We start from the raw sequence: 23,495 nt of genomic DNA, 5'->3' as shown, positions 1-23,495 counted from the left end.
TCTTCGTGTCCTTCGTGGTGATAAATCAGATCGGCCAATAGCTAACGACGCCGCTAGCGCTGAGAACAGCAAACTATGGCAATCTTCACCGGCGAGCTCGGCCTACAATTCGTCACTCATCTGGCGAATCATTACACCGTGCCCGAATTGATCCGCCAAGCCGAGCTGGCGCGCGATAACGGCTTCTGCCAGCTCTGGTTCAACGACAACATCCGCTACCGCAGCCAGCTGGTGGTCATGACCGCCGTCGCTGCGCGGGTGCCGATCCGGCTGGGCACCGCGGTCATGGTGCCCTACTTTCACAATCCGCTCGACATCGCCGACGCTCTCGGCGCGTTATCGGAATTACGCCCCGGTGAAGAGATCAGTATCGGCATCGCCCGCGGCGATCTCGGCCAAGCGCCGCAGCATCTGCAGACGGCCAAGCCCATCGCCATGGTCCGCGAGACCACCCAACTATTGCGCCGCGCGCTCGCAGGCGAAGCACTCTCCTACGGCGAATATCCTTTTCTCTGCGAATACTATCGCTTGCAAGAAAGCGGAAAATTCCAACTCGCTTTCAAGCCCCAAGCGAGCTTCAAATTTTACGGCGGCGGCAACGGCCCGCAGGCATTGCGTCTATGCGGCCAAGTGATGGATGGATTGCTGAGTTCAGGAACTTACATTCCGATGCTCAAAGCAGGCAGATTAGAAGAAATGATCGCAACCGCTGAAGCTGCGGCGAAGGCTGTGAATCCCAACAAACGGCTGCGCAAAGTCTGCGAGCTGAATGTTTCCATTTCCAGCAACCGAGAAGCAGCGATCGAATTTCCCAAGCGCCAGGTCGCGCATTCAATCCTGCAATGGGAAGCGCTGGGTTTTACGCCGGAGGAATATAGTCGAATGGGAGTAGCGCGCGAACAAGTGCTGAAATTGAAAGCCGCCTTCGAATCCGGCGCCACGGTCGAACAAGCATCGACACTGGTCACCGACCAAATGCTGCGCTGCTACTACGCCGCCGGTAGGCCGGAAGAAGTGCGAGATCAAATCATCGAACTCGTCGCCGACGCCGAAAAGCTCGGCTACGACCACGTCGCCTTCGCCAAACTCGGACCGGATTATGATGAAGCGATCAAACTGCTCGCCGAGCAAGTGGTGCCGGCGCTGCGCTAGTCGAATAGAAAATTGCTAAGAGCGCATCATGCTGCGCCCGTATGATGACGCAAACTGGATTCAAACGCTCACGGCTTGACAAATTTGAGCACAAAGCGATCGCTTCGGTCGCGGATCTTGGTGACGCTAAAATCCCGCGTGTCGTCGGCGCGGCTTAGCATCTTGCCTTCTTCGGCCAAGCGAAAACCGACGCTGGTCGCCTCCTTAATTACCAACAGCTTGTCCATGCGGTGCAGGGTTTTCGCTTCGCTGTCGCCGACGCCTTCTTTGGCGGAATGATCGACGACGCCGTAGCTGCCGCCCGGTTTGAGCGCGCCGATGAGGCGTTTGTTCATCGCGCCGCGCACGTCGGCGGCGATTTCGTGATAATCGAGATGGAGCAAAACAAAATCGAGCGAAGCATCCTGGGGCAGCGCCAATTTATCGAACGGCCCATCGAGCACGCGCACATTACTCATGCCCGGCTGCTTCAATCGGTCGTGCAACTCTTGGCGCGGCGCGGGATTGGCCGAGTAGACAACGCCTTGGGCGCCAACCAGCTGCGATAAGATCGCCGTATAGTAACCGCGGCTGGCTAAAATATCGGCGACTTTTTGACCGCTCTTCACGCCGTAGAAAGCCATCACCTCGTTGGGCTTGCGCACCGCGTCGATGGCGCGCTCCGTTTCGGGACGGTTCACGTTGGTGAGAATCTCGCCGTAGTTCACCACCATCGATGTCGCCGCGCAGCCGGCGAAGGCTAACGCGACGACCATCGGTAGCATTCGTTTATCGATCAAATGTCGGACAATAGTCATCATCCACTCCTAGCCAAGAAGCCGTAACAGCCTACGGTTTTTGAAACGCCAAGACAAAACGATCGTCTTTGTTGCGCTCTTTGTTGACGTTGAAATCGCGCGGGTCGCTGGGCACGCGCAGCATGTCGCCTTCGTTACCGAAGGTGAAACCGGCGGCGGTCACGTCTTTGATCACTTGGCCTTTGTCGATGCGATGCAGCGTCTTATTCGCCTCGTTGCCCGTGCCGTCCTTGGCCGAGTGATCGACCACGGCGTAGGTGCCGCCCCGTTTGAGCGCGCCGAGAATCGATTTGTTCATGGCGCCGCGCATGGCCGGATCGACATCATGATAATTGAGATGGATCAGGACGAAATCGAGAGAGCCATCCTGCGGCAACAGCAGTTTGTCAAAAGTACCATCGACCACTTTGACATTGGCGAACTTAGGCGCTTTCCAACGCTGATTGATCTCGTCGCGCGAGTTAGGATTTTGCGTGTAGACTAGACTAATCCGCTCGCGCCCACGGTCTCGGAAAGAATCGCCGTGTAGTAGCCGCGTCCAGCCCAAAGGTCCGCAACCTTATAGCCGCTCTTCACGCCGTAAAACGCCAAAACTTCGTGCGGCTTGCGCGCTTGATCCAAGTCCAACTCACCGGCGATGCGCTCGACGCGGCGCAGAATCTCGCGATAATCGCTCAGCTGTGTACCGCAACCATTACTCACCAATAGAGCCAGGGCTAATAAAGCTGATTCAAAATTGTAAAATTTCTTCATGATAAAAATCCTCCTTGATGATTGAATGTAGTTTTTCTCAAGCGAATTGCAAGAGACATTGTTATGGACAGTTGACGAATTGAACTTCCGCTAGCTCTCAACGGTCCCAAAACACTCTGAATATTTGCTTCCAACGCTTTCAAGACAAAGCAACAAAGGGCGCACCAACTTAAAATCCGATCAACCGGATAAAAACGACAGCCGTGCCATCTTCATAAACGATTTTAAAGTTTTCCTGATGCCGCAAGAGTTTTGTCAAAGGGCGATCTTTTTCAGCAATTACGAGTCTTGCGTTCAGCAAATCCGGATCCGTTTCCCATCCCACCCCTCCATTCCATGTCTCTAAGGAGCGTTCAATTCTTCGATCGCCATATAGTCCCGTTCGACCATCCATCGAAACGGGAACTCCCGGCAAACTCCAGATCAGGAATCCGCCCCAATCGAAGTGGTTAAGAAGCGGCCCAGAGAGACGATTACTTTTAACGTAGCTTACCGCTTGAACTGGAAATTTTTCTTGGACTATGGTTTTGAGGTTTCTTTCGTCAATGCCGCGGCCCTGACCGAGAAAATAGACGGCAACTAGCGACATCAGTATCGCGACGCCCAACTGTCCTTTGCTGATGCCATCATCATCCCTTTTAGGCACAACGGAGCGAGCCGTGTCGGCGATAATTGCAAGTGAAACGAGCGCGATCATCCAGACATCCCGACGCGCACGATACCCAACAAACACTGCGATCAAAAGCAACATTATCGAAAATGGCGACGACTTCCTTTGCCAACCCAACGCGAATGCGGCACAAAGAGTTAGAGTCAAAACCAGCCAATCGCCAGGTGAGCGAAAAAACATTGGGTGCATTTCGGCAAGGAACTGAAAGTTCCCGACGTCGACAAACATGTAGCGAAACACTTGAGCGTACAGTAAATAGTGGTAAGGCGTTACAAACGTCGACACAATGCAGGCGAGTGTCACCGACGCAAGAGTGCGCACCGGGAGCGTCGGCACAGCCCAGTTCCAGCCGCGCGATCGAGCGCAACTAACTAACAGGGCCTCGCCAAAAAGCAGCCCCACAGCGGCCAAACCGTAGACAAACTGAATATGACAATTGGCCTAAACACCAAACAATATCGGCAAGAACCATACCAAGCGCGTATTTCCAGTCGTCCTCGCACGATAGATGACAAATAATTCTAACGCAAAAAATAGAATAGTTATCAACCACGGCCGGGGCGTCATCACCGACTTCATCGTGCCTAACGCCATCGCAAGCAGTGCAACCTGAACAAGAAATGGCAACCCAGCAGTGCGGATCAATCGGTAAGCCGCGTAGGCGATCGCATACCCCATCAAGACAACGAAGTAGACAAGCCCGACAAGCCCGAGATACGAATGAACCCAGTAAACCAACAACGCGAACAACCAGCTATACTCGATCCAGGATTTGCCGATATCGTTGGCGGAAAAGTATTCTGCATAGGGCACGGCGTGGTGAGTGGCGATCCATTCACCCGTGCGTAATCGCCACCAGATATCAGGATCGTCGATGGGCAGCAGCGCCTGAGCCACAGGCACTAGGAAGAGTAAGCTAATTATCAGGATGCGCCGCGCGCGCTGTTCAAAATCACCGAATCGCATGAGAATCCGTCACCTTTCGAAAGCAACCAAAGATCGAGTTCGTAACTTTTAGCGGTTGCTACGAATGAGGCCGATCCATTGAATATTCGACATCGTACTTCATCAAGTTCCAAATCTTGTCCATGCAATCGGCGAAATCGGGATCCTTCATGCTTTTCATCGTGCGCGGCCGCGGCACGTCGACGGTGATGACGCTTTTGATCAGTCCCGGCCGCGAACTCATCACCGCGATACGGTCGCAGAGCATCACCGCTTCGTCGAGATTGTGGGTGACGAGAATGACGGTTTTCTTGTCACGTTCCCAGATGCGCAACAGCTCTTCGCGCATAAGCAAGCGCGTCTGCGCATCCAAGCTGGCGAACGGTTCGTCCATGAGGATCACTTCGGGATCGTTGGCGAGGGCGCGGGCGATGGCAACTTTTTGTTTCATGCCGCCGGAGAGTTCGTGGGTTTGCGCGCCGGCGAAATCCAAAAGCCTGACCACTTCGAGAAAAAACCGGCTGACTTTCTTATAGATCGACGGATCTTCCTTGCGGAACTCGGCGCCCAAGGGAACGTTTTCTTCGACGTTGCGCCAGGGCATCAGCGCCGACTCTTGAAACACCATCGACACCATCGATTTGCCGTGCTGCTCGCCGATAAACTGCACCGAACCGGTGCTCGGCATTTCCAACCCGGCGATGATGTGCAAGAGCGTCGTCTTGCCGCAGCCCGTCGGTCCGATGATGCCGAAGAACTCGCGGTCGCGCACTTCAAGATTGACGCCACCGATCGCCCGCGTCGTCCCCTGCGCCGTGACGAACTCTTTGGTAATCCCGTGAACGACGACTTTCATTCTAAGAAACCCGGAATATTAGCCGCAAAGAACGCAAAGGACACATAAATCGGATTTTCCAATTCGGTTCTCAAAATTTTGCGCCTTTTGCGTTCTTTGCGGCCATTCTCCTTATCCCAGAAAATCTTCCAGCCGCACGTTCGCTAAACCCTGCGGCTTCACCGGTTCGAAATAATTGCGCAACTCGTCGGTCAGCGCCGGTCCTTTGGTCGCGTCGATCAGCATCTTCGAACCGATGCGCGGATGAAAACCCATATGCGCGCCGGTGACCGGGACGATTTCCGCGGTGAGATCGCCGGTATGGCAGAGGGTATCGGGAATGATGAGGACATCGGATTTGGGATTCACCCGGGTCGACATCGCGTACATGATCGACTGGGCATTGTGCGGATCGATATCTTCATCTACGGCGATGCCAATTTTCGGATGAAGATAAGGACTCGACAACAGCGCCATCAAGGCGCTGCGCACCTCGCCCATTTTGCGCGGCGTCATCTGCACGACGATGATATGACTGCCGCCGGCGTAGGGCAGAGAAACGACATCTTTGACATCAATGAATCCGCCGACATCTTTGATGCGCGCGTATAAAACCAATTCCATGGGGAAACCGTCCAGAGGTTGTGATTCCGAAATCGGCCGGCCGCCTTGGAGCGCGTAGTAGATCGGGTTCTTGCGCATGGTGATGCATTTGACGTTGATGATCGGCTGCTGCAGGGTGCCGTGAGTCATGCCGGCATGCTCGCAAAACGGCCCTTCATCTTCCATGTAGTTGGGCGGGATTTCGCCTTCGATGACGATTTCGGCATCCGCCGGGACCATTACGTCGATGGTTTCGCAGCGAACCATGTTCACCGGCTCTTGCAGCAAGGCGCCGGTGATATCGATCTCATCGGTCTCGTAACCGGTCGTCCAGGTCGAGGCGATGTAATAGGCCGGATGATGGCCGATCACTGTCGCCACCGGCATGGGCTTTCCTTCTTTCCAATATTTCTGCATGCAGATATCGGTGTGGCGTTTGGGGTGAACGAAGATGCCCATCTTCTTCGGCCCTTTGATATGGTCGCGCTGCAAGGCGATATTCTGCGTGCCGGTTTCAGGATCCTTGACGAACTGCATCGCCGAGCCGATAAACGGCACGCCGCGGTCGCTGTCGGAGTGCACGTGAATCGGGATCCGCCCGAGATCGGCATCGTCGCCTTTCCAGATGATCTCTTTCACCGGTCCGTCTTTGACAACCTTCGGTTTGATCAACCCCTTGGCAATGCGTCCGCCGAGCTCGGTCAACGCTTTATCCTTCGACGTGCCCAACCCCAGCGCAATCTTCTCCCGGCTGCCGCACATATAACTGACGGCGGACCAATTCGGATAGCCTTTGAGATTGTGAAACATCGTCGCCTTGCCCTGCTCGTTCTCGCCGCGATAGGCGATGCCGGCGAGGTTAGTTAAGGGATCGACTTCTTTTTTGATGTCGAGCAACAACTTTTGTTTGCGAATAAGGTCAATGTAACTGCGTAAATCCTGGGCCATGAAACGAACTCCTATCGATGAATTTAATACGATTGTTGTAATGCAAGCGGGCGGCTAAATGCAATCGGTTGGGCTGGCTGGGCGCTAACGTCCGCCAAAGATCTCGTGAAAAGTCTTGGCGTAAGCTTCGAAGTTATCAAGCACTTCGTTGGGTGCAAAGGCCGGCTTGACACCTTCGATGTAGCGCGCTTGTTCAGGCGGCGTATCGCTGCGATCGGGAATCCGGCTCATGCCGCGCACCAGTTCTTGGCCGCGCTTGGACAAGAGAAAGTCTATGAACAGCTTGGCCGCATTGGGATGTGGCGCCTTGGCCGCCATGCCGACTGGATGGGTGTTGGCGAAAACTGGATTTAAGTACACCCATTCCACCGGCGCGCCCGCCGGCTTGAGGGTTTCGAAAGTCTGCGAGTAGGCGGTCAGCGCGCCTTTGAATTCACCGGCGGCGACCAGCTGTGAAAGAATCGTCCGGCCATTGCGCAGCGTCGCCTGCTTGGCCAGCTCGCGCATGTAAGCCAAACCTTTTTCCTCTCCCATGGCTTTGATCGTCGTGCCAAACCATTCGTAGGGCCGGCTGTCGAGTCCGACATTGCCCTTCCACTCGGGCTTAAGCAGATCGGCGAAACTCTTCGGCACGCTGGTCTTCGGCACCGCGCGCGTGTTGTAACCGAAAGCCGCGTAGTTGGTGTAAAGCGAAGTCCACATCGCCTGGGGATCTTTGTAACCGTCGCGAAAGAATTTTCGCTCCGGCGAATCGTAGACGCCAAACAAACCGCGCTTCTTCAAATTGTAGCCGTAGAACGTGGTCGTCATCACCACATCCCAAAACGGTTTTCCGGCGCGATTCTCGGTGAGAATCCGCTCCATCAACTGGGCATCCGTGGCGCGATAAAAACTGCTTTCGATTTTCGGATAAAGTTTCTGAAATCCGTCGGTCAATGTCTTCGTGTCCGTGGCATTGAAGGCCGCATAAAACATCAGCTTGCCTTCAGCCTCGGCCAGCGATTTCACGTCCTGCCCAATCGCGACATTATGGCCGACAGCCAAAAAGCAAAGCGCAGCAATTGCCAGCGCCACAACCCGGCCCAACTCAAAACTAAAAACTAAGAACCTAAAACTCAAACTCTCCCTCACGGCATCTCCGCCAACAACCGGCCGTAGCCCTGCAAGGTCTCGTGCAAGTTTAAAATCTTCTTGGTCGCCCACACCTGGGCCGGAATGCTCGATAGCACCGTGGTCTTCAAATCCTTTTCCAACATGTCGATCACCGGCAGGTTATGCCAGCCGGCGCCGAGCATATAAATACCGTCGGCCTTGCCAGCCGCAAGAAAACTCTTCTTGGCGAAGTCGTAAATCGCTTCCGGCGACAATTTACCGGCATCTTTGAACGGCACCTCGATACCGGTCATCGACTTCACGTTGAAGCCGTCGTCGCGGAGAAACTTGGCGAAGCGATCGTTCATTTCGCCGGTGAAATAGGTAATCCCGACCAGCGTCTTCATGCCTAGAGCGCGAAAGGCGTCGACTTGTGCAATGGTGGCGACGGTGACGGGAATTTTGTATTTCGTCGTCAGCGAATCGGCGATCGCCCGGTCCGCCCCATGACCGCGCACCATGGTCGGCGGCGCACCCATGATCATCACCACATCCGCGCCCAGCTCAGCCAGCCGCGCAACTTTCTTCTCCGCCACGGTCAGGGCCTCTTGCAACTCTTTCTCATTACCGGCCCGAATGCCGGCGTGAGAAGGAATAAAGCCGACCCCTTCCGGCATGAGCTTGATAAAACTCTCCATCGACCCCGGCCGGTAAGTGGGCTTCACCAGTCCGACAATTCCGCGTGATCCGTAGTACATGAAATGAAACTCCTTTATTCACCGTGAAGACACGAAGAGCGTGAAAGTTGGCAAATTGTGTTTCGCACTTCTTCGTCGCCTACGTGGAACGGGTTAAGAAATTAAAGACGACAATGAGCGCTGGCATATCATAGTCCGAATTGGTTTTCATCCGCGCCATTCGCCACCGGCTATGCCGCCTTTAGTCCCAACTCTTTGGCCACCGATTGCTCGACGACCGTGTCCTTAAAGAAGTTCGGGTTGTTGCGCGTGTGCAGCGCCGCGGCGTTGGTAAAGGTGAACTCGCGGAAATCCTGCTCGTCGATGAACCCCTTCTCGACCAGCTCAAAAGCTTCCGGTATTACGTCAGCGAAATTTGGCACGTCGAAATGGGTGAAGTCGGAACTGAACACCGGCCGTAGCCGTACGCCCATGCGTTTGTCAAAGGCCCACATGGTGGCGCGGTCGTCAGCCTCGCAGCCGAAGAAGAAATGGTTGGCGAAAACGCCGCGGACATCGTCCTTGGAATTGACTCCCGAGGCTTCGAAGTCGTCGGTGACGAATTCCGGCCGGCTCAACTCTTCGACACTGCACTCGGGGCGGAACACATCGAGGTTATTCATGATCGCGTCGGCGTTGGATTTCAGTCTTTGATCGCCATAGCGGTCGATAAACTGGCGCATCTCGGCGACGCTGGTGTTGTTCGGGTATTGCAGGCCGGCGCGCCGGCGCTTCTCCCAGTGTTCGATCAAGTCGAGGCACATCTGACAGGCCCAGCTGATGCCGCCCTCCATGAAGCCGAAGTTGAGGCTCGGGTAGCGATGCACCAGACCGCCAAGAAAAACGCCGCGCGCGAAGGCGTGATTCGATTCGGCGAAGTGACCGACATGGTTGAAAGTGAAGTTATTGATTGACGCGCGATCCATCCAGCGGCCGCTGCCCGAGTGTTGGGTGACCGCGACGCCCAGCTCAACGCAGCGCTTCCACACCGGTTCGTAATTGTGCGGGCTGTCCAACGCGATGGTATCGATGTACCAGGAGGCTTTCTTCGGATCGATGCCCTCGGCCGCGCTCGGGATCGCCCGCTCCTGGTTGCCGCGCAGCATGATCGCTCGATAGCCGCGCTGCACCACCGCATACTCAAGCTCCTCAAGGGCCTGCTCCGGCGTCTGCGATGGAATGATCGCCACCGGAGCGAATCGATCGGCGTAGGGAGCAAACATGTCGGCCGTCATCATATTGTAAGCCCGCGCCGCGGAGAGCAGGAGTTCAGTTTCAGACATGCCGTTGATGCTGAGTCCGAAGGTCGGATAGATCAGCGCGAAGTCGATGCCCAATTCAGGCAGCCGCTCGTTGAGCAGCGCCGGCAGCAGCGCCGTTGCCTTATCGTAAGTATCGGTGGTGATCCCCCACCAGATCGCGCGCCGGATACGATTGTGCTCGCGTTCCTGTGGGGTGGCCTTGTACCACGCATCTCTGCCGCGCCAGAGTTTGCGCATTTGATCGACGGATTTCGCCCCGCCCACTTCGCGCAGGTATTCAAGAAACACCGGGATCGGCTCCATCCAATGGCCGTCGCCGTCGATCACCGGATGCTTCAACCCGTCATGTATCTGGACCGCTCGATTTTCCATGGTCGCTGCTCCTCTGGGTAAATTACTTTCTCTATAATCGCTAAGCTAACGAGTCGTCAATCGCATTTGATCATAAGATTTCTCGCGCCAAGTACGCCAAGCGCGCAAAGCCCCACCCCACCCAGGCCCAAGGAAATTTGAACTCTTAACTTGGCGTCCTTTGCGAGCTTTGCGCGAAATATTTCGAATGAGATTTTGCGCCCTTTGTGTTCTTTACGGCGAATCTACTATCGATCGGCTTACAGCGAAACTTTCTGCCGTTGCCCGGTCTGTGAAGCGCGTACTATAGCATCCAGCATGCGGTGCCGGCGCACTGCGTGATCGAAGTCCGGCAAGTCGGAATCGACGTTCGTAGCGCCGCGAATCGTTTCAACGAATTTGACCCACAGCTGGCCTACGTCGTAGGCCGCGCCGCTGTTGCGCAGCGCTTCGAGTACGCATGTGAAACGCTCGGGCACGGGCAATTCTTGCAGCGACTTGTCTTCTTTGTGTCCGCCCATGACTTTGCGGCTGCGCTCCTCGCCGCCCTCGCCACCGCCGATCATCATCAGCGTCCCGTCCTTGCCGTAAATCTCCAAGCGGTGGCCGCTGCCGTGGTACGGCTGCACGCCGCAACTGGCGTTGACCACGGCGCCATTATCGAGCCGGCCCTGAACGATAATATTGTCCGGCGAGGTAACCTCAACATATTTTTTCGTGTCGGTCTCGAACCACTGGGGCACCTGCGTGCTGACAATCGCCGACAGTTCGGTGAGCTCGCCAACCACCATGCACATGGCGTCGAGCACATGGGCGAAGGTGATCGTCAGCGAATTCGCGCCCAGTGTCACATCGCGCTGCCAGGTGCGATCCGACGGGCGAGTCAACACGCCGCTGTTCATCAACGTCATGTGCACCGACAGCACCTGGCCGACGTAACCTTGCTGGATGAGCTCGCGCATGTAGAGATACGCGGGCGACGCGCGGCGCTGCAAACCGACTACGGTGCGGACGTTTTTCCGCCGCGCTAGCGCCGCCAGTTCTTCCGCCTCTTTGGTATTCGCGCCGAGCGGCCATTCGCAGAAAACATGCTTGCCAGCTTCAAGCGCATTCTTCGTCAGCTGATAATGCGCCGGCACGCGCACCGCCACCGCGACGGCTTCGACGCGCTTATCGGCATTCAACGCCGAGTCGCTGCCGTAGGCGCACTCCACGCCGAACTTTTCCGCCGCTGCTTGCGCGGTCTCCGCATGCGCCGTGCACATCGCAAAGAGTTCTGTATCCGGCACGCCCTGCAGCGCCGGTACATGCGCCCGCGGCCCCCATCTGCCGCCCGCGCCGATGAGACCTACGCGTAAGGGATTGGCTTGCGTCATGGCTTTTCTCCTTCACGGTGAGTTTTAGCTCTGACGATTGCGACCAAAGATGGCGTAACGATCAGAGCGCTAACTCCGACTCTTACGTCACAACAATCTGAAATGAAAGTCTGGAAGATAAGTCCGGCGCGCCCCGTCGACGAAAAAATTCGCAGAGCGGAGCGATGCCTTAGCAATCACTTCTGTGAATAGCCGTTGACACCGTAGATTTGCAGAACCGCTGTGTAAGATCGGACGCGAGATAGCGATTCAACTCGGCATTTCGCGATCGGGGTATGAACCCCGCTCGCGACCAAAGGGGATGCTCGCCCTCTTTGGAAACCCCATTTAGTTGTGCCCGCCGCAACCAGCGGGGAATATTAGATTCAAATCGTTACGATTGAAAGCCTGTCGCCGCGCCGAATGTGGACGAGCCGTGAACGCTAGAATCAGAGATGAAGCGCCCTGAACCTGGGGAAATAGGTCCACCAAGTCCAGGACACCTATCTTGATATCGCCAGTCAACGTCAGCAGGCGAAGGATGACGTGATCTGGGTGATTCTTCCGTCTATTCCTTGGTTGAAGAAAATCAGTTGAACCGACCCAGCGTCCAACGTGACTTGTTCGACGTACTCTAGGCTGCCCATCGTCGAGATGTTGGTGACATGCGCGTTATGCAGTTTGATTTGATAGACCAGCCCGTTGCCGTCCCCCCCGTTCTTGGTAACGTCGATCTGAATTTCACCGAACAGCTGGCCATTGACGGCAGCGGCCCACAACAGAGGCCCCGAGATATCGAGGCCCTTGACGACTTTCAATGAACACTGTGGATTTCGCCTGGCATGCTCCAAGGTTTGCGTGAGTGAACCCACATCAATCCAATCTTTGTGGCGTGCATCAGTCGACGACCCTTTAATCCCCGGGACGAACATGAAAGTCGACACCTCTGCCATCGCCTGACCGACACCAGCGGGACCGACTAGACAGAAGGCTAACAAAACGATCATTAAGATTTTCTTCACGGTGTTTTTCTCCTTCATCGCCGCAGACAAAAATATCCAGCGTCTTTGTGCACGCACGAGCTACTACAGTCATGCCCACACATTGTCCATCAACCTGCGAACAGCTGCCGCGACTCCCGGCTGAGTTTCAAACACGCCCATCAACGGCGACACAGGCTCCCACCGCCACAATCTACGTTCCCAATGGCGGAAAGGACGCTTAGACACACCGGTGATGCGGGCTTTTGCACCTGCCATCTCTGGCGCTGGCGCATGCCTGCCTGAAACAGGAGTTAGACTCCAGGCGAACTTGCGGCTCAAAATGCCATTCAGTCAATTCCAATTCCATCAAGATACATCCCATCGCGTGCGCACAGACTCTGACGCTACCGAACCTTCCTTCGCTTTTTTAGTTGGCTCGCTATCTGCGTTGTTCACACCATGAGGATAACCAGCGGCGCGGAATATTTCCGCGGTTTTGTCGCACGCGCTGGTACAGATCGGGGGGTCGACTCATGAGACGAACACTAATACCACGCACATGGGCGCAATCGTTGGCGATTTTGATGATTTTTTTCAACGCGCCGATTGTTGCAATCAACTCTGCAAATGCCAACGCAGCCGATGAATTGCTCCAACCACCGACAAAGCAAATCTTGCTGGCAGAGATTAACGGCGAGCGCAGCGGCCTTGCCGAGCTACCGACACCGGCGCCGGAAAAAAACTTCCAGCCATTAACCGATTCCCGGTTCGAAGAATTGGTTGGCGTAGACCTACAAAAAGCCGTCGAGCAGCCCAAGCAGCGGCTAAGCATTGAGTTTTCCAAAGAAGTCATGCGCCATCCCAAGGTGCGTTACTTCATCGACTACTTCACCAAGCGCGGCCGGCCCTATTTCGAGCAGACTCTAGCGCGCGCCGGAAGGTATTTGCCGATGATCGCCAACGCGCTAAGCGACGCCGGCTTGCCGCAAGAACTCGCTTATCTGGCGTTGGTCGAGAGCTCGTTTCTGCCTAACGCCAAATCTTCCAAGGGAGCGGTCGGACTCTGGCAATTCATCCCCACCACCGCGCGGATCTATGGATTGCGCATCGACCCATGGGTCGATGAACGGCGCGACCCGGAAAAAGCGACGCGCGCCGCCGCGGCTTATTTAAAGGAACTGCATGACTACTACGGTCGCTGGTACGTAGCCGCGGCCGCCTACAACGCCGGGCCGGGGACAATCGATCACGCGCTGCAAACCAGCCGCGCCAAAGATTTCTGGGGCATCAAAACAAAGATCAACCAGGAAACCCGCAACTACGTACCCAAATTCGTCGCCATCGCGACCATCGCTGCCGAACCGGAAAAGTACGGTTTGAGCCAAATCAGCTTTGACGCGCCGCTGACTTACGAGGAGATCGAACTGAGCGCGCCGCTTAGTTTCACCACTCTCGCCGAACTCACCGCCGCTGACGCTGCGACACTGCGCGAGCTCAATCCTTCACTACTGCGCCAGTGGACGCCGCCGGGCGCAAGGGACTATCGCGTCAAAGTACCCGTCGGCAAAGCAGCGCTCTACGCGGCAAAGATACTAGAAAAGAATACCGTTCACTACGCGAAGTGTTCCATCAAGTGCGCAAAGGCGAAACGCTAGCGTCGATCGCGCGCAAATACGGCTCCGCGCCGCGATCCCTCGCCGATCTCAACGGCCTCACCTCGCCGCGCTTGCGCGTCGGCCAAAAACTCAAGATAGGTATCGAGAGCGAGCGCATTGCGATGAGATAGTGCCAGTGGTTATTTGCCCTTGCGTAACCGCCATAGGGATTGCGTGACCAGACCTGGCCGCGAATCCAGAGCAATCGCAGTTGCCAACGCGGTAGACGGAGAGTGATCGATAGATTGTAATCACTGCTACGGCTGACCCGGTTACTCCTCCTGTTTCACCTCGGCTCGCCGTTTGACGGCTCGGCGGCTAAGCGCTTATAGAAGAAGTCATAACGCGACAGGAGCCGTGACCACATGAAGAATCGCGCCGCAGAAATACACGACAGCTTGCAACACCCAGTGATCGACGGCGACGGCCACTGGTTGGAGCCGGTGCCGGTCTTTTTGGAATACCTACGCGAAGTGGGCGGCGCTAAATCGGTTGACCAAATGAGAGCGCTCTGGCAGCGCAACCACGCGTGGTATCGCTCCGACTGGGCGGAGCGCCAGCACAATCGCACGCGTCGCAGTAACTGGTGGGGCGTCACCAGCAATACTCTCGACAAGGCGTCGGCGCTGCTACCGTCGTTACTAAACGAACGGCTACCGGAGTTGGGCATCGACTTCGCGCTGATTTATCCGAGCCTCGGGCTCGGCCTCAACGGCATCGCCGATGACGACCTACGCCGGGCCGCGGCGCGCGCCTACAACATGATGACGGCTGACATGTTCGCGCCCTATGCGGCGAGATTTGCCCCGGTGGCGATCGTTCCCGTCAATACGCCGGACGAAGGCATCGAGGAACTCGAATACGCCGTCGGCAAGCTCGGCTATCGAGCGGTCATGTTGAAAGGAAACCAGGAGCGGCCAATCCCAAGCGCAGCCGAAGGCATCGATGCGAAAAAAGCCGCATGGTATGTCGACACCATCGCCCTCGACAGTCCATTCAACTACGAGCCATTCTGGCAGCGCTGCGTCGACCTCGGCGTCGCTGTGACCCAACACTCGGGCAGCGGCCGTTGGCCCGATCGCGGCTCGATCAGCAACTTCACCTACAACCATGTCGGCCACTTCGCCGCATCGAACCACGCCTTCGCGCGAGGCGTTTTCCTCGGCGGTCTGGTGCGCCGCTATCCCACTCTCAATTTCGGTTTCATGGAAGGCGGCGTCAGCTGGGCCTGCCAGTTATGCGCCGATCTGATCGAACACTGGGAGAAGCGTAGCCCCGCCGGCTTACAAAACCCCAATGCCACCAACATCGCCGAGATGCATGATTTTATCGCCAAGTATGGCGACGCGAAGCTAACAGCCAATGCCGCCGCGCTCATGAACAGCCTGGACTTCTTGCGCCCGGAATGTAGCGTCGAGGAACTGGCGCGGCCAGAGTTTGTCACCGACGATTTCGCCGCGGCAGGAATCGAATCGAAAGACGATATCCGGGCGACGTTCTCCAGTAACTTCTACTTTGGTTGCGAGTCTGACGACCGAACCACCATGTGGGCCTTCGATCCGCGCATGGGCTTTCGCCTCCGGCCGGTCTTCAGCTCCGACTTCACCCATTTCGACGTGCCTGATTTCCGCGAGGTAATTCCTGAAGCATTTGAGATGGTCGAAAAGGGTTTCGTCACCGAACAGGATTTTCGCGAGTTCACCTTCGCCAACGCCGCCACGTTGCACACGCGCAATAACCCGGACTTCTTCAAAGGAACCGTTGTCGAGCAAGCGGTGGCCGATGAACTTGGACTGAAGACACCGTCGCCGACTGCGAGTACGTAAGCGAAATTAATTAGCCCTTGGACCATTCGTCGCTCACAGCATGCGACAATTGCGAACCATCTCACATCGAGCGGACAGGTATGGATTGAGTTCAAGGCAGAGGGAATTGGTCATTCACCCATTCGATGGCTTTTTTCGCGTCGGAACAGATCAGGAAGACTTCCTGGACAGTGTTTGGGCCGACGTAAATGCACTTTACGCCGGCCGCCGTTTCATATTGGACTTTGAAACTCGGCGCGGTTCTTCCGCTTCGGCGTGAGATTCGACCGGGCACAATCCGTGAAACATGCGGGCAGTCGCGGACGACGCGGCTCAGTAGTTGATCCAGTCCGTCGACGCGGCCGTGTTTACGTTTGATTCGGCCAAATTTCATCGAGCCCTGTCACCCGGTATCGGGGCGGGATAATGCGGTGACTGAGTTAGACGAATGGCTCGTCGCCGATCGTCGATGTGCGATGCATCAAGCGGATGTCGTCCATCGCGTAGCCGCCGCAGGCCTGGTGATTGACGCTACGATTATCCCACATCACGAAATCTCCCAGGGTCCATTTATGACGGTACACGTTCTCAGCTGCCGTCTGGTAGGCGAATAGCGTGTCGAGCAGCGGCTGCGACTCGGCGTCGTCCATACCTTCTATGCCGACGGTAAAACGCGGCGAGACATAAAGCCCCTTGCGACCCGATACCGGATGGGTACGGACAAGCGGATGGAGCACATTCTTAGTGGCCTGGCGCTTGTAATATTCCTCGCCGCCTTCGCGCGTCACCGCCACGCGTGGATTGCCCAACTTGCTGCGCTGGTGGATACCCATGCGCCCGTCGATGCGCTTTTTAATTTCCGCGGGTAGGCTTTCGTAGGCGCCATGCATGTCGGCGAACTCAGTATCGCCGCCGACATTGGGTATCTTATGAGCGTACAGCATGGTCGCGAGCGAGGGCTGTTTTCGGTAGGACTGATCCGAATGCCAGAAATCGCCAGCCGCGACCACGCCGATGAATTTACCGTCGACGTTTTCATTGGAGAGAATGGCGACTTCCGGAAAACCCGGCACCCGCTGATCGTCGTCGAACAACATTTCGAGGGGGCCAAACCTCCGGCTGAAGGCAAGCTGTTGTTGCGGCTCGATATGCTGATCGCGGAAAACCACCACCTGCTTCTTCACGAAGACATCGACGATCTCATTGAAGAGGTTTTGGTCCAGCTCTTTTGACAAATCTACGCCGGTAATGGCGACACCGAACTTGTTCGACAAAGCTTGCATCTTGAGCGGCATCGATCAGCCCTCCTGTGCTTACTTCGATAGCAAATAGGACAATGCCGTCAAGTCGTCGTTCATATTATTATTTGACTCACCGAAGCCCCGCCCGCGGCCGCACGGCTGCGGGAAAGCGCTTGCTTCGCTGTGGTGGTTGAAATAGATTGCACGATAGTTGCCAAACAACCTCGCGCACACTGGGACTTTCGGGGTTAATCCGTTGCACGATAAACTGACAAACTAAGGAGACAGCCATGATCGACATGCATGCCCATTGGCGGCCCGCCGAGCTGATCGACGCCCTGCGCGCCCGCACCAAGGAACCGCGCATCGTGCGCAATCAGGACGGCGTAGAAATGCTGAAGAGCCGGATCGGCGAGGAGCCGCTGGCCACGGCGTTTGATGACGTGGGATTCCATCTCGCAAGGATGGATCGCCAGGGCGTGAGCACCAGTGCGCTGTCGCTGCTCGGTTCGTTCTGCTGGATTGAGTCGCAGCCGGTCGAGGTTTCACTGCCGCTGTGCAGGATGGTCAACGATGCACTGTCAGGGATTTGCCAGAAATACCAGGGGCGCTTCAGTGCGTTTGCCGCGCTGCCGCTCGTGGATATGTCTGCCGCCGCCGCCGAGTTTGAGCGCGCGCTGGCGCTGCTGGGCGTGATCGGCGCGCAAGTACCGGGAAACGGGTTTCTCACCAAGAAGGACGCCGAGAACATGCGCCCGCTGTTAGAGGTGGCGAACCGGCACAATGCGATCGTGTTCATTCACCACGGTCCGCGCCCTGGCGACGCGTTTCCCAAGGTAGCCGGCGACACCGACAACGCGCGCCGCCGCAACGGCACGCTCGACATGCAGGCGAGCCTGTCCTCGGTGATGGTGACGCTGTGCCTCACCGACTACCTCGCGCCGTACACCGATGCGATGGTCCTGGTTCACAATCTCGGCGGCAATATTCCGTACGAGATCGAGCGCATGGATCACCGCAGCCTGCTGGATACAGCGAAAGAGGAACTGCCGTCGTCGCGCTTCCGCCGCGCCAAGGTGTACGTGGATTGCAACTCGTTCGGCCCGGGCGCGATCGAGGCCGCGGTGCGCCTGTACGGCGCCGAGCGCATCGTCTGCGGTACCGACGGAACCGAATTCGGCTGCGAGTGGACCAGCAAGGCGCTTGCGGAAGCGCGGATCGGCGCGGATGAGCGCGCGCAGATCCTGCACCGCAATGCCGCAGCGATGCTATCGCGGCTCGCAAAGGTCGCGCAGCGCGAAACAGTCGCCGCGTAATCCTCGCGCGGTCGCAGAACGGGATCGAATTGAGCTAGCCCAGCGGACAGTTAGTTAAGCGACAGTTTGACCGACTCGTAGTTCTGCCCGTCATCGCCACGTGATAGAGCAGTCTTTCGGCATGGACTCGCGGATCGCGGGGCATCATCTTTTTCCATCAAACGTTAGTAGAGTTAGGCAAGTCAGACACCTGACAGGACATCCGCACCCGGAGGTGGGTATGCTACGCTTGACGCTGGCTGCGGGCCACTATGATCGGACGGAGGCGCTCCGCGACGGTCGGGTTCGGGCAGAGGGCATCGACTTAACTTATATCATGCTGCGGAATTAGCGGGGTCAGGCCTGAGTATTGACTTATTCTCTCTCTCTCGTATCCGGGCGCCTAGCCTAAATAGTCAATATTCAGGCCTGACCCTGGCTCCGATCCGATACAAGCGGCCAGCACGGCCTCATCCGCCGCGTGCTCCGCTGAGGCCTAAGCGTGACAGACCCCTTACTCACTGACCCTCCGACCTCTTATGATGCGGATCGTCTTGAGTTTCGATTCATGGATCGGCGTCTCGATCGCACGTCAAAACAATTACTGTCAGGCGTTGTTAAAGACCTTTAGCGGCATCGCGCACAACGGAGGTGTCGATCAGCGCGCTGGGGGCGAGGTGTCGCGCCTCGGGTGTAGTTCTGGCGAGATCTTCCAAAATGGTTTTGATGCCGTCCTCGAACGGATAGGGAACGTCGGGAAGAATTTTTATTTGGTGTTCCAGGGCCGTCTTCACGGCATCGTGGTCCGAGGTGCGGACGTATTTGGCGAGCACTTTTTCGGCGAACGGCCGGTCATTTTTGATCCGTTTGATCGCCATGATCGATGCTCTCATGAACTTCACCACCACCGAGCGATTCTTTTCTAGGTAACTGCGCGTCGTCCCATGTCCGGTGAGCAAGTAGGGAACTTTGAGTTCTTCCAAATCGAGCAAGATGCGCATGCCGGCTTTCTTCACCACCGGTGTGATGATCGGCGAAAAAACCGACAAGGAAACATCTCCCCGCTGCATGGCGAGCAGCCGGTCGCCTTCGAGCCCAATCTGAATCATGGTCACGTCGGTTTTCTTTAAGCCGAGGTGTTTCAATGCGTACTCAGCGACGAAGTCGGAGGTTGAGCCGAAGCGGCTTACGGCTAGTATCTTGCCCTTGATGTCTTCCGGTTTTTGGATTTCCGGTTTGGCGCCGAGAGTGTAGGCCATGACATTTTGCAATCTGCTGATGACGACGACGTCTTTGTTGCCTTGAAGGTATGCATACGCCGCCGATGTCCCGCCGATTAAGCCAATCGGACTCTGGCCGGTAACCAGCAGTTGGACGGCGAGCGAGCCGCCACGGATCAATAGCATGCGCACATCCAGGCCTTGTTCATCGAAGTATCCGGCGTCCTTGCCGACCCAGAGAGTCAACATGTTGGCGTTGGTCGCCGAGTAGGTTACCGGTAAAACCAACTTGTCCTGCGCCGCAAGTTTTGCACTGCCGAAAGGCACGGAAAGCAGAAAAAAAAGGATCGAATATTTTCTCATCGGTTGGCCCCTTCGTATCGATGCTAAACGAAACTAATTCAGGTCATGCGCACCTGTCAACGCGTGCAAAGGATAATTATAAAAATGGCGCGGCACCGGCCGGATGCAGCGCTTGACAGAGTTCGCTAATGGCGTGTTATACGTCGGCCTGAGATTTTTTATTTTTCAATCTTCACAAAGGCGTAAAAAAGAGGAGTTCCATCCATGATCATCGATAAAGCGGGTAATGCCCATTTCGTCATCGACCAGCATGTCCATGTCGGCATGCGGCCGGCGCGCTCGACGACCGCTTCGAGTTCTTACTTGCCGGACGAATTGATCGTCAATATGGACGCAAGCGGCGTCGACATGGTAGTGGGGTTTCCGAAGGCGAATCCACACACGGACTATCGGGTTGAGAACGAGCGCATCATCGCCGCGATGAAGCAGCACCCCACGCGGATTGTCGCCTTTGCGCGGATCAATCCTTACTTCGGCGCCAAGGCGGTTGCCGACGTTCACGACTACGCGTCGAAAGGAGCGCTCGGCCTTAAGATCCATCCACTGCGCGACTTCTCCGGCAACCGCGTAAACGATCCCGAATTGATGTTTCCCATCGTACAAGCGGCGCAGGAGGAGAAGCTCTTGCTCCTGGTGCACAGCGGCAATTCATGGAACTGCGCGCCGACGCTGATCGGCGATCTGGCGCGCAATTTTCCCAAGGCGAATTTCGTGATCGCCCATTCGGCGGGCTTCGAGGGGCATCAAGAGGCGATCGTGGTGGCGCGCCATCAAGATAATTTATATTTCGACACGGCGTCGAACGGCTATCCTGATATCACCACCAACGTCGTTCGCGCGCTCGGTCCCGAGCGGGTGGTTTATGGCTCGGATCACCCGACGCTGCCGTTCGGCTTCGAGATCGGCAAGATCGTCAAATACGCCGGACTCACTTCCGATCAGCTGGACCTGATACTCGGCAAAAACCTCGCGCGTCTACTCCGCATCGAGCCCAAACCGTCAGCGCCGAAAACCATGGAAATTTCGCAGATCTGACGCCGGCCCGATCGGGTGACTCTTCGTTAAGCGCCGTTTGATGATGGAGGACAAGATGCATATCGTCGATGCCGATGCCCATGTTTTGGAGTGCGAGGCGACCTGGTCGTATCTGAGCAGGGCGGAGGCATCGTTCGAGCCAGTGGTGGTCAAAGCAACGACAAAGAGTGGCGCCGAGGAAGAGTTCTGGCTGATGGATGGCCTGGTGCAGCCCAAGTCTCAAAACATGGGGATCGACACGCCGCGCGAATCGCGCGAGCTGACCGATGTTGATGCCAGGCTGCGCCATATGGATCAGCTAGGTGTCGATATCCAGGTGATTTACCCGACGGTTTTTCTCCGCCCCTTTACCCGCCGCGCTGAAGTCGAGATCGCCTTATATAGAAGTTACAACCGCTGGCTCGCCGATGTTTGGAAAGCGGGTAAAGATCGCATCCGTTGGGTTGTGCTGCTGCCGTTACTCAGCATGGATAAAGCCTTGAGCGAGTTGCGCTGGGCCAAGGAAAACGGCGCCTGCGGTGTGTTCATGCGCGGCTTGGAGGCCGATAAGCATCTCTGCGATTCGTATTTCTTTCCGCTCTATGAGGAGGCCGCTAATCTGGACCTTGCGATCTGCATCCACTCGGGCAACGGCAGCTTTCCCATGCATGACTATTATGTAAACGAAACCAGTTTCTCCAAGTTCAAGCTTCTCAACGTCGCGGCGTTTAACACGTTAATTTTTAACGGCATCCCGGACCTGTTCCCAAAACTTCGCTTTGCTTTCGTCGAAAGCGGCGCGCAGTGGGTGCCTTACGCGGTCCACGATCTGGCTAGACGAATCGAAAGACAAAGGGGCAATCCCAAAGGCAAGCTCAAGAAGAATTTTTTAGCCGATAATCGTTTTTTCGTTACCTGCCAAACCGACGACGACCTGGCCTACATTCTCCAATACTCCGGTGACGATAGCCTGGTCATCGGCACAGACTACGGCCATTCCGATGTCTCCGCCGAAATCGACGCGTTGAAAACCTTGCGACACTTGCCGGGCGTGAGCGCCGGCGTAGCCGATAAGATTCTCAGCGAGAATGCCAGGAAACTTTACGGCCTATAGAAAGGGTTGGGATTCGATTTTTCTTTGACGATGGCTAGCAACGGCTTCGAAAGTTTAGGTGTCGGTACGGATGGCGTCACCTCCATGAGCGAGACGCTGGAGCTTGCCAAAGCGGCCGACGCTCTGGGGTACCATAGCTTCTGGCTGTCCGAGGGATACCATTCAAGAAGCGCCATAGTTCGGGCGACGTTGATTGCCGCAGCTACGAGCAAAATAAAAATCGCTCTCGGTATTTTGAGCCCGCACACCAAACATCCCGCGCTCTTGGCGATGGACGCGGCCTCTCTTGATGAAGTGGCGCGCGGCAGAGTGATTCTCGGTATCGGCCGGGTCTTAAACGCCCTGCGCAAACACGCACTCGATAGCGCAGGCACGACGCAGTTAGTCAAGGAGTCGATCGAGATCATCAAAGGAATCTTGAGCGGCCAACGGGTTCAGTATGACGGGAGGATATTTAAGATTCCGCCGCCGGGGAGCCGGCTCGATCTTGATCCCTGCGGCGAGTTACCAATTTATGTTGGCGCCACCGGACCGGCAATGCTCAGGCTCGCGGGGCAGTACGCCGACGGTGTCCTGTTCAACTATCCTTGCACGCCGGGCTTCGTTGAATACGCGATGCCGTTCATCACGGAAGGATTGACGCGTTCGAGTCGATCGCTAGAAAAGTTCGGCGTCGCGGCTTATCTGCTGATTTCGGTGGATGAGAACGAAAAAAAAGCCCTGGACGCGGCTAAACGGTTTGTCGCGCAAAAATTGGCGACGCGCCATTCCGAAATGCTCCGCCACGCCGGCGTGACCGCGGCGGAAATTGCTGCGGTGAGAGAAAAAGTCGAGACCCTGGGTGTGGCGAAAGCGGCGGCGGAACTGGATGATGATCTTGTCCGCAAGGTTACCATCGCGGGCACGCCGGATCAGGTTGTTCAAGGAGTGCAAGCATTTATCGGCACGGGCCTCACGTTGCCGATCGTTTGGGAAATCGTTGGCCCCGACCGCCGCCGCGCGCTCGGCTTGATCGCCAAAGAGGTCATGGCGAAACTACTGTAGTTTGCAAAACTTCGCAGAGTCGTTCGAGGCTCCGATAGGCGTCACTCCCGCGGACGCGGAACCAGAACCGAAGGGGAAAAGATTTTTCTCAGCCGCGGTTAGTTGCTACTTCAGGAACCTCTGAACAACTGCCCTGGAAGCAGGGCAGCGGAGGATAGATCGTTTTTTTCGTAATGAGTTACAGTTTTTTGCGAAGTTATATCAGATTACATTTTGCTCTCGCGGTTAATAGGGTCCTTAGTTTTGCCTCGATTTGCCCCC

General features: G+C 56.2%; 23 protein-coding genes and 1 pseudogene. 9 read left to right on the top strand and 15 right to left on the bottom strand.

Annotated features, from left to right (window positions below):
- Positions 1 to 75 precede the first annotated feature (75 nt).
- Positions 76 to 1,152, top strand: a complete 1,077-nt coding sequence (locus EXR70_12785) for an LLM class flavin-dependent oxidoreductase (GenBank protein ID MSP39358.1) — start codon at positions 76 to 78, stop codon at positions 1,150 to 1,152.
- A gap of 68 nt (positions 1,153 to 1,220) precedes the next feature.
- On the opposite strand, the gene EXR70_12780 is transcribed toward EXR70_12785, so the two are convergent.
- The 12 genes from EXR70_12780 to EXR70_12725 form a co-directional block, all read right to left on the bottom strand.
- Positions 1,221 to 1,952, bottom strand: coding sequence for an SAM-dependent methyltransferase (locus EXR70_12780; GenBank protein MSP39357.1), 732 nt, complete (start codon positions 1,950 to 1,952; stop codon positions 1,221 to 1,223).
- A gap of 28 nt (positions 1,953 to 1,980) precedes the next feature.
- Entirely contained in the window at positions 1,981 to 2,355 is a 375-nt protein-coding gene (locus EXR70_12775) for a hypothetical protein (protein MSP39356.1), read from the bottom strand.
- A 74-nt stretch (positions 2,356 to 2,429) separates the two neighbouring features.
- Entirely contained in the window at positions 2,430 to 2,702 is a 273-nt protein-coding gene (locus EXR70_12770) for a hypothetical protein (protein ID MSP39355.1), read from the bottom strand.
- A gap of 169 nt (positions 2,703 to 2,871) precedes the next feature.
- On the bottom strand, positions 2,872 to 3,708 hold the full coding sequence (locus EXR70_12765) for a hypothetical protein (GenBank protein ID MSP39354.1): 837 nt from the start codon (positions 3,706 to 3,708) through the stop codon (positions 2,872 to 2,874).
- Positions 3,709 to 3,813: 105 nt separating this feature from the next.
- Positions 3,814 to 4,338, bottom strand: coding sequence for a hypothetical protein (locus tag EXR70_12760; GenBank protein MSP39353.1), 525 nt, complete (start codon positions 4,336 to 4,338; stop codon positions 3,814 to 3,816).
- 58 nt (positions 4,339 to 4,396) lie between these two features.
- Positions 4,397 to 5,173: an ABC transporter ATP-binding protein gene (locus tag EXR70_12755; protein MSP39352.1), complete on the bottom strand. Its 777-nt coding sequence runs from the start codon at positions 5,171 to 5,173 to the stop codon at positions 4,397 to 4,399.
- Positions 5,174 to 5,284: 111 nt separating this feature from the next.
- Positions 5,285 to 6,703, bottom strand: coding sequence for a UbiD family decarboxylase (locus EXR70_12750; protein ID MSP39351.1), 1,419 nt, complete (start codon positions 6,701 to 6,703; stop codon positions 5,285 to 5,287).
- 84 nt (positions 6,704 to 6,787) lie between these two features.
- Positions 6,788 to 7,822: an extracellular solute-binding protein gene (locus EXR70_12745; GenBank protein ID MSP39350.1), complete on the bottom strand. Its 1,035-nt coding sequence runs from the start codon at positions 7,820 to 7,822 to the stop codon at positions 6,788 to 6,790.
- Positions 7,823 to 7,830: 8 nt separating this feature from the next.
- Positions 7,831 to 8,553, bottom strand: coding sequence for a hypothetical protein (locus EXR70_12740; GenBank protein ID MSP39349.1), 723 nt, complete (start codon positions 8,551 to 8,553; stop codon positions 7,831 to 7,833).
- A gap of 170 nt (positions 8,554 to 8,723) precedes the next feature.
- Complete coding sequence (locus EXR70_12735) at positions 8,724 to 10,166, bottom strand: hypothetical protein (GenBank protein ID MSP39348.1); 1,443 nt, start codon at positions 10,164 to 10,166, stop codon at positions 8,724 to 8,726.
- 239 nt (positions 10,167 to 10,405) lie between these two features.
- Positions 10,406 to 11,521 (bottom strand): Gfo/Idh/MocA family oxidoreductase, encoded by a 1,116-nt coding sequence (locus tag EXR70_12730; GenBank protein MSP39347.1) that lies wholly within the window; start codon positions 11,519 to 11,521, stop codon positions 10,406 to 10,408.
- A 506-nt stretch (positions 11,522 to 12,027) separates the two neighbouring features.
- Positions 12,028 to 12,579 (bottom strand): type VI secretion system tube protein Hcp, encoded by a 552-nt coding sequence (locus tag EXR70_12725; protein MSP39346.1) that lies wholly within the window; start codon positions 12,577 to 12,579, stop codon positions 12,028 to 12,030.
- A gap of 437 nt (positions 12,580 to 13,016) precedes the next feature.
- Here EXR70_12725 and EXR70_12720 point away from each other — a divergent pair, with 437 nt between their 5' ends.
- The 3 genes from EXR70_12720 to EXR70_12710 all read left to right on the top strand — a co-directional run bounded on the left by EXR70_12720 (position 13,017) and on the right by EXR70_12710 (position 15,964).
- Positions 13,017 to 14,138, top strand: coding sequence for a hypothetical protein (locus EXR70_12720; protein MSP39345.1), 1,122 nt, complete (start codon positions 13,017 to 13,019; stop codon positions 14,136 to 14,138).
- Positions 14,000 to 14,269, top strand: a complete 270-nt coding sequence (locus tag EXR70_12715) for a LysM peptidoglycan-binding domain-containing protein (protein ID MSP39344.1) — start codon at positions 14,000 to 14,002, stop codon at positions 14,267 to 14,269. The genes EXR70_12720 and EXR70_12715 overlap by 139 nt, the downstream gene beginning before the upstream one ends.
- A gap of 234 nt (positions 14,270 to 14,503) precedes the next feature.
- Positions 14,504 to 15,964, top strand: a complete 1,461-nt coding sequence (locus tag EXR70_12710; GenBank protein ID MSP39343.1) for an amidohydrolase — start codon at positions 14,504 to 14,506, stop codon at positions 15,962 to 15,964.
- 91 nt (positions 15,965 to 16,055) lie between these two features.
- Here the strand turns inward: EXR70_12710 and EXR70_12705 are convergent, their stop codons facing one another.
- Complete coding sequence (locus EXR70_12705) at positions 16,056 to 16,337, bottom strand: hypothetical protein (protein MSP39342.1); 282 nt, start codon at positions 16,335 to 16,337, stop codon at positions 16,056 to 16,058.
- A 46-nt stretch (positions 16,338 to 16,383) separates the two neighbouring features.
- Positions 16,384 to 17,238 carry a TauD/TfdA family dioxygenase gene (locus EXR70_12700; GenBank protein MSP39341.1) on the bottom strand — a complete coding sequence of 285 codons (855 nt, stop codon included), beginning with the start codon at positions 17,236 to 17,238 and terminating at the stop codon, positions 16,384 to 16,386.
- A gap of 236 nt (positions 17,239 to 17,474) precedes the next feature.
- Here EXR70_12700 and EXR70_12695 point away from each other — a divergent pair, with 236 nt between their 5' ends.
- Positions 17,475 to 18,500, top strand: a complete 1,026-nt coding sequence (locus tag EXR70_12695) for a hypothetical protein (protein ID MSP39340.1) — start codon at positions 17,475 to 17,477, stop codon at positions 18,498 to 18,500.
- Positions 18,501 to 18,714: 214 nt separating this feature from the next.
- Positions 18,715 to 18,816 (top strand): annotated as a pseudogene (locus EXR70_12690) (ABC transporter substrate-binding protein).
- Between the two features lie 280 nt (positions 18,817 to 19,096).
- Here EXR70_12690 and EXR70_12685 read toward each other — a convergent pair.
- Positions 19,097 to 20,062, bottom strand: coding sequence for an ABC transporter substrate-binding protein (locus tag EXR70_12685; protein ID MSP39339.1), 966 nt, complete (start codon positions 20,060 to 20,062; stop codon positions 19,097 to 19,099).
- Positions 20,063 to 20,266: 204 nt separating this feature from the next.
- On the opposite strand from EXR70_12685, the gene EXR70_12680 reads away from it, so the two are divergent.
- Genes EXR70_12680 through EXR70_12670 form a run of 3 tightly spaced genes read left to right on the top strand, consistent with a single transcriptional unit; the run spans position 20,267 to position 23,234 of the window.
- On the top strand, positions 20,267 to 21,097 hold the full coding sequence (locus EXR70_12680; protein ID MSP39338.1) for a hypothetical protein: 831 nt from the start codon (positions 20,267 to 20,269) through the stop codon (positions 21,095 to 21,097).
- A gap of 40 nt (positions 21,098 to 21,137) precedes the next feature.
- Positions 21,138 to 22,190 (top strand): amidohydrolase, encoded by a 1,053-nt coding sequence (locus EXR70_12675; protein MSP39337.1) that lies wholly within the window; start codon positions 21,138 to 21,140, stop codon positions 22,188 to 22,190.
- A gap of 30 nt (positions 22,191 to 22,220) precedes the next feature.
- Entirely contained in the window at positions 22,221 to 23,234 is a 1,014-nt protein-coding gene (locus tag EXR70_12670; GenBank protein MSP39336.1) for an LLM class flavin-dependent oxidoreductase, read from the top strand.
- Positions 23,235 to 23,495: the final 261 nt, after the last annotated feature.

Source organism: Deltaproteobacteria bacterium, from assembly GCA_009692615.1.
Taxonomy (GTDB): Bacteria; Desulfobacterota; Binatia; order UBA9968; family UBA9968; genus DP-20.
The sequence above is the reverse complement of the archived record's forward strand: the minus strand, read 5'-3'. Positions and strand labels throughout refer to the sequence as shown.

What these genes read in the sequence shown, in the direction of transcription:
- EXR70_12735 (MSP39348.1), bottom strand. Translation starts at nt 10,166, where the DNA reads ATGGAAAATCGAGCGGTCCAGATACATGACGGGTTGAAGCATCCGGTG.
- EXR70_12785 (MSP39358.1), top strand. Translation starts at nt 76, where the DNA reads ATGGCAATCTTCACCGGCGAGCTCGGCCTACAATTCGTCACTCATCTG.
- EXR70_12750 (MSP39351.1), bottom strand. Translation starts at nt 6,703, where the DNA reads ATGGCCCAGGATTTACGCAGTTACATTGACCTTATTCGCAAACAAAAG.
- EXR70_12705 (MSP39342.1), bottom strand. Translation starts at nt 16,337, where the DNA reads ATGAAATTTGGCCGAATCAAACGTAAACACGGCCGCGTCGACGGACTG.
- EXR70_12770 (MSP39355.1), bottom strand. Translation starts at nt 2,702, where the DNA reads ATGAAGAAATTTTACAATTTTGAATCAGCTTTATTAGCCCTGGCTCTA.
- EXR70_12700 (MSP39341.1), bottom strand. Translation starts at nt 17,238, where the DNA reads ATGCCGCTCAAGATGCAAGCTTTGTCGAACAAGTTCGGTGTCGCCATT.
- EXR70_12675 (MSP39337.1), top strand. Translation starts at nt 21,138, where the DNA reads ATGATGGAGGACAAGATGCATATCGTCGATGCCGATGCCCATGTTTTG.
- EXR70_12720 (MSP39345.1), top strand. Translation starts at nt 13,017, where the DNA reads ATGAGACGAACACTAATACCACGCACATGGGCGCAATCGTTGGCGATT.
- EXR70_12680 (MSP39338.1), top strand. Translation starts at nt 20,267, where the DNA reads ATGATCATCGATAAAGCGGGTAATGCCCATTTCGTCATCGACCAGCAT.
- EXR70_12695 (MSP39340.1), top strand. Translation starts at nt 17,475, where the DNA reads ATGATCGACATGCATGCCCATTGGCGGCCCGCCGAGCTGATCGACGCC.
- EXR70_12755 (MSP39352.1), bottom strand. Translation starts at nt 5,173, where the DNA reads ATGAAAGTCGTCGTTCACGGGATTACCAAAGAGTTCGTCACGGCGCAG.
- EXR70_12685 (MSP39339.1), bottom strand. Translation starts at nt 20,062, where the DNA reads ATGAGAAAATATTCGATCCTTTTTTTTCTGCTTTCCGTGCCTTTCGGC.
- EXR70_12780 (MSP39357.1), bottom strand. Translation starts at nt 1,952, where the DNA reads ATGATGACTATTGTCCGACATTTGATCGATAAACGAATGCTACCGATG.
- EXR70_12710 (MSP39343.1), top strand. Translation starts at nt 14,504, where the DNA reads ATGAAGAATCGCGCCGCAGAAATACACGACAGCTTGCAACACCCAGTG.
- EXR70_12760 (MSP39353.1), bottom strand. Translation starts at nt 4,338, where the DNA reads ATGCGATTCGGTGATTTTGAACAGCGCGCGCGGCGCATCCTGATAATT.
- EXR70_12670 (MSP39336.1), top strand. Translation starts at nt 22,221, where the DNA reads ATGGCTAGCAACGGCTTCGAAAGTTTAGGTGTCGGTACGGATGGCGTC.
- EXR70_12740 (MSP39349.1), bottom strand. Translation starts at nt 8,553, where the DNA reads ATGTACTACGGATCACGCGGAATTGTCGGACTGGTGAAGCCCACTTAC.
- EXR70_12730 (MSP39347.1), bottom strand. Translation starts at nt 11,521, where the DNA reads ATGACGCAAGCCAATCCCTTACGCGTAGGTCTCATCGGCGCGGGCGGC.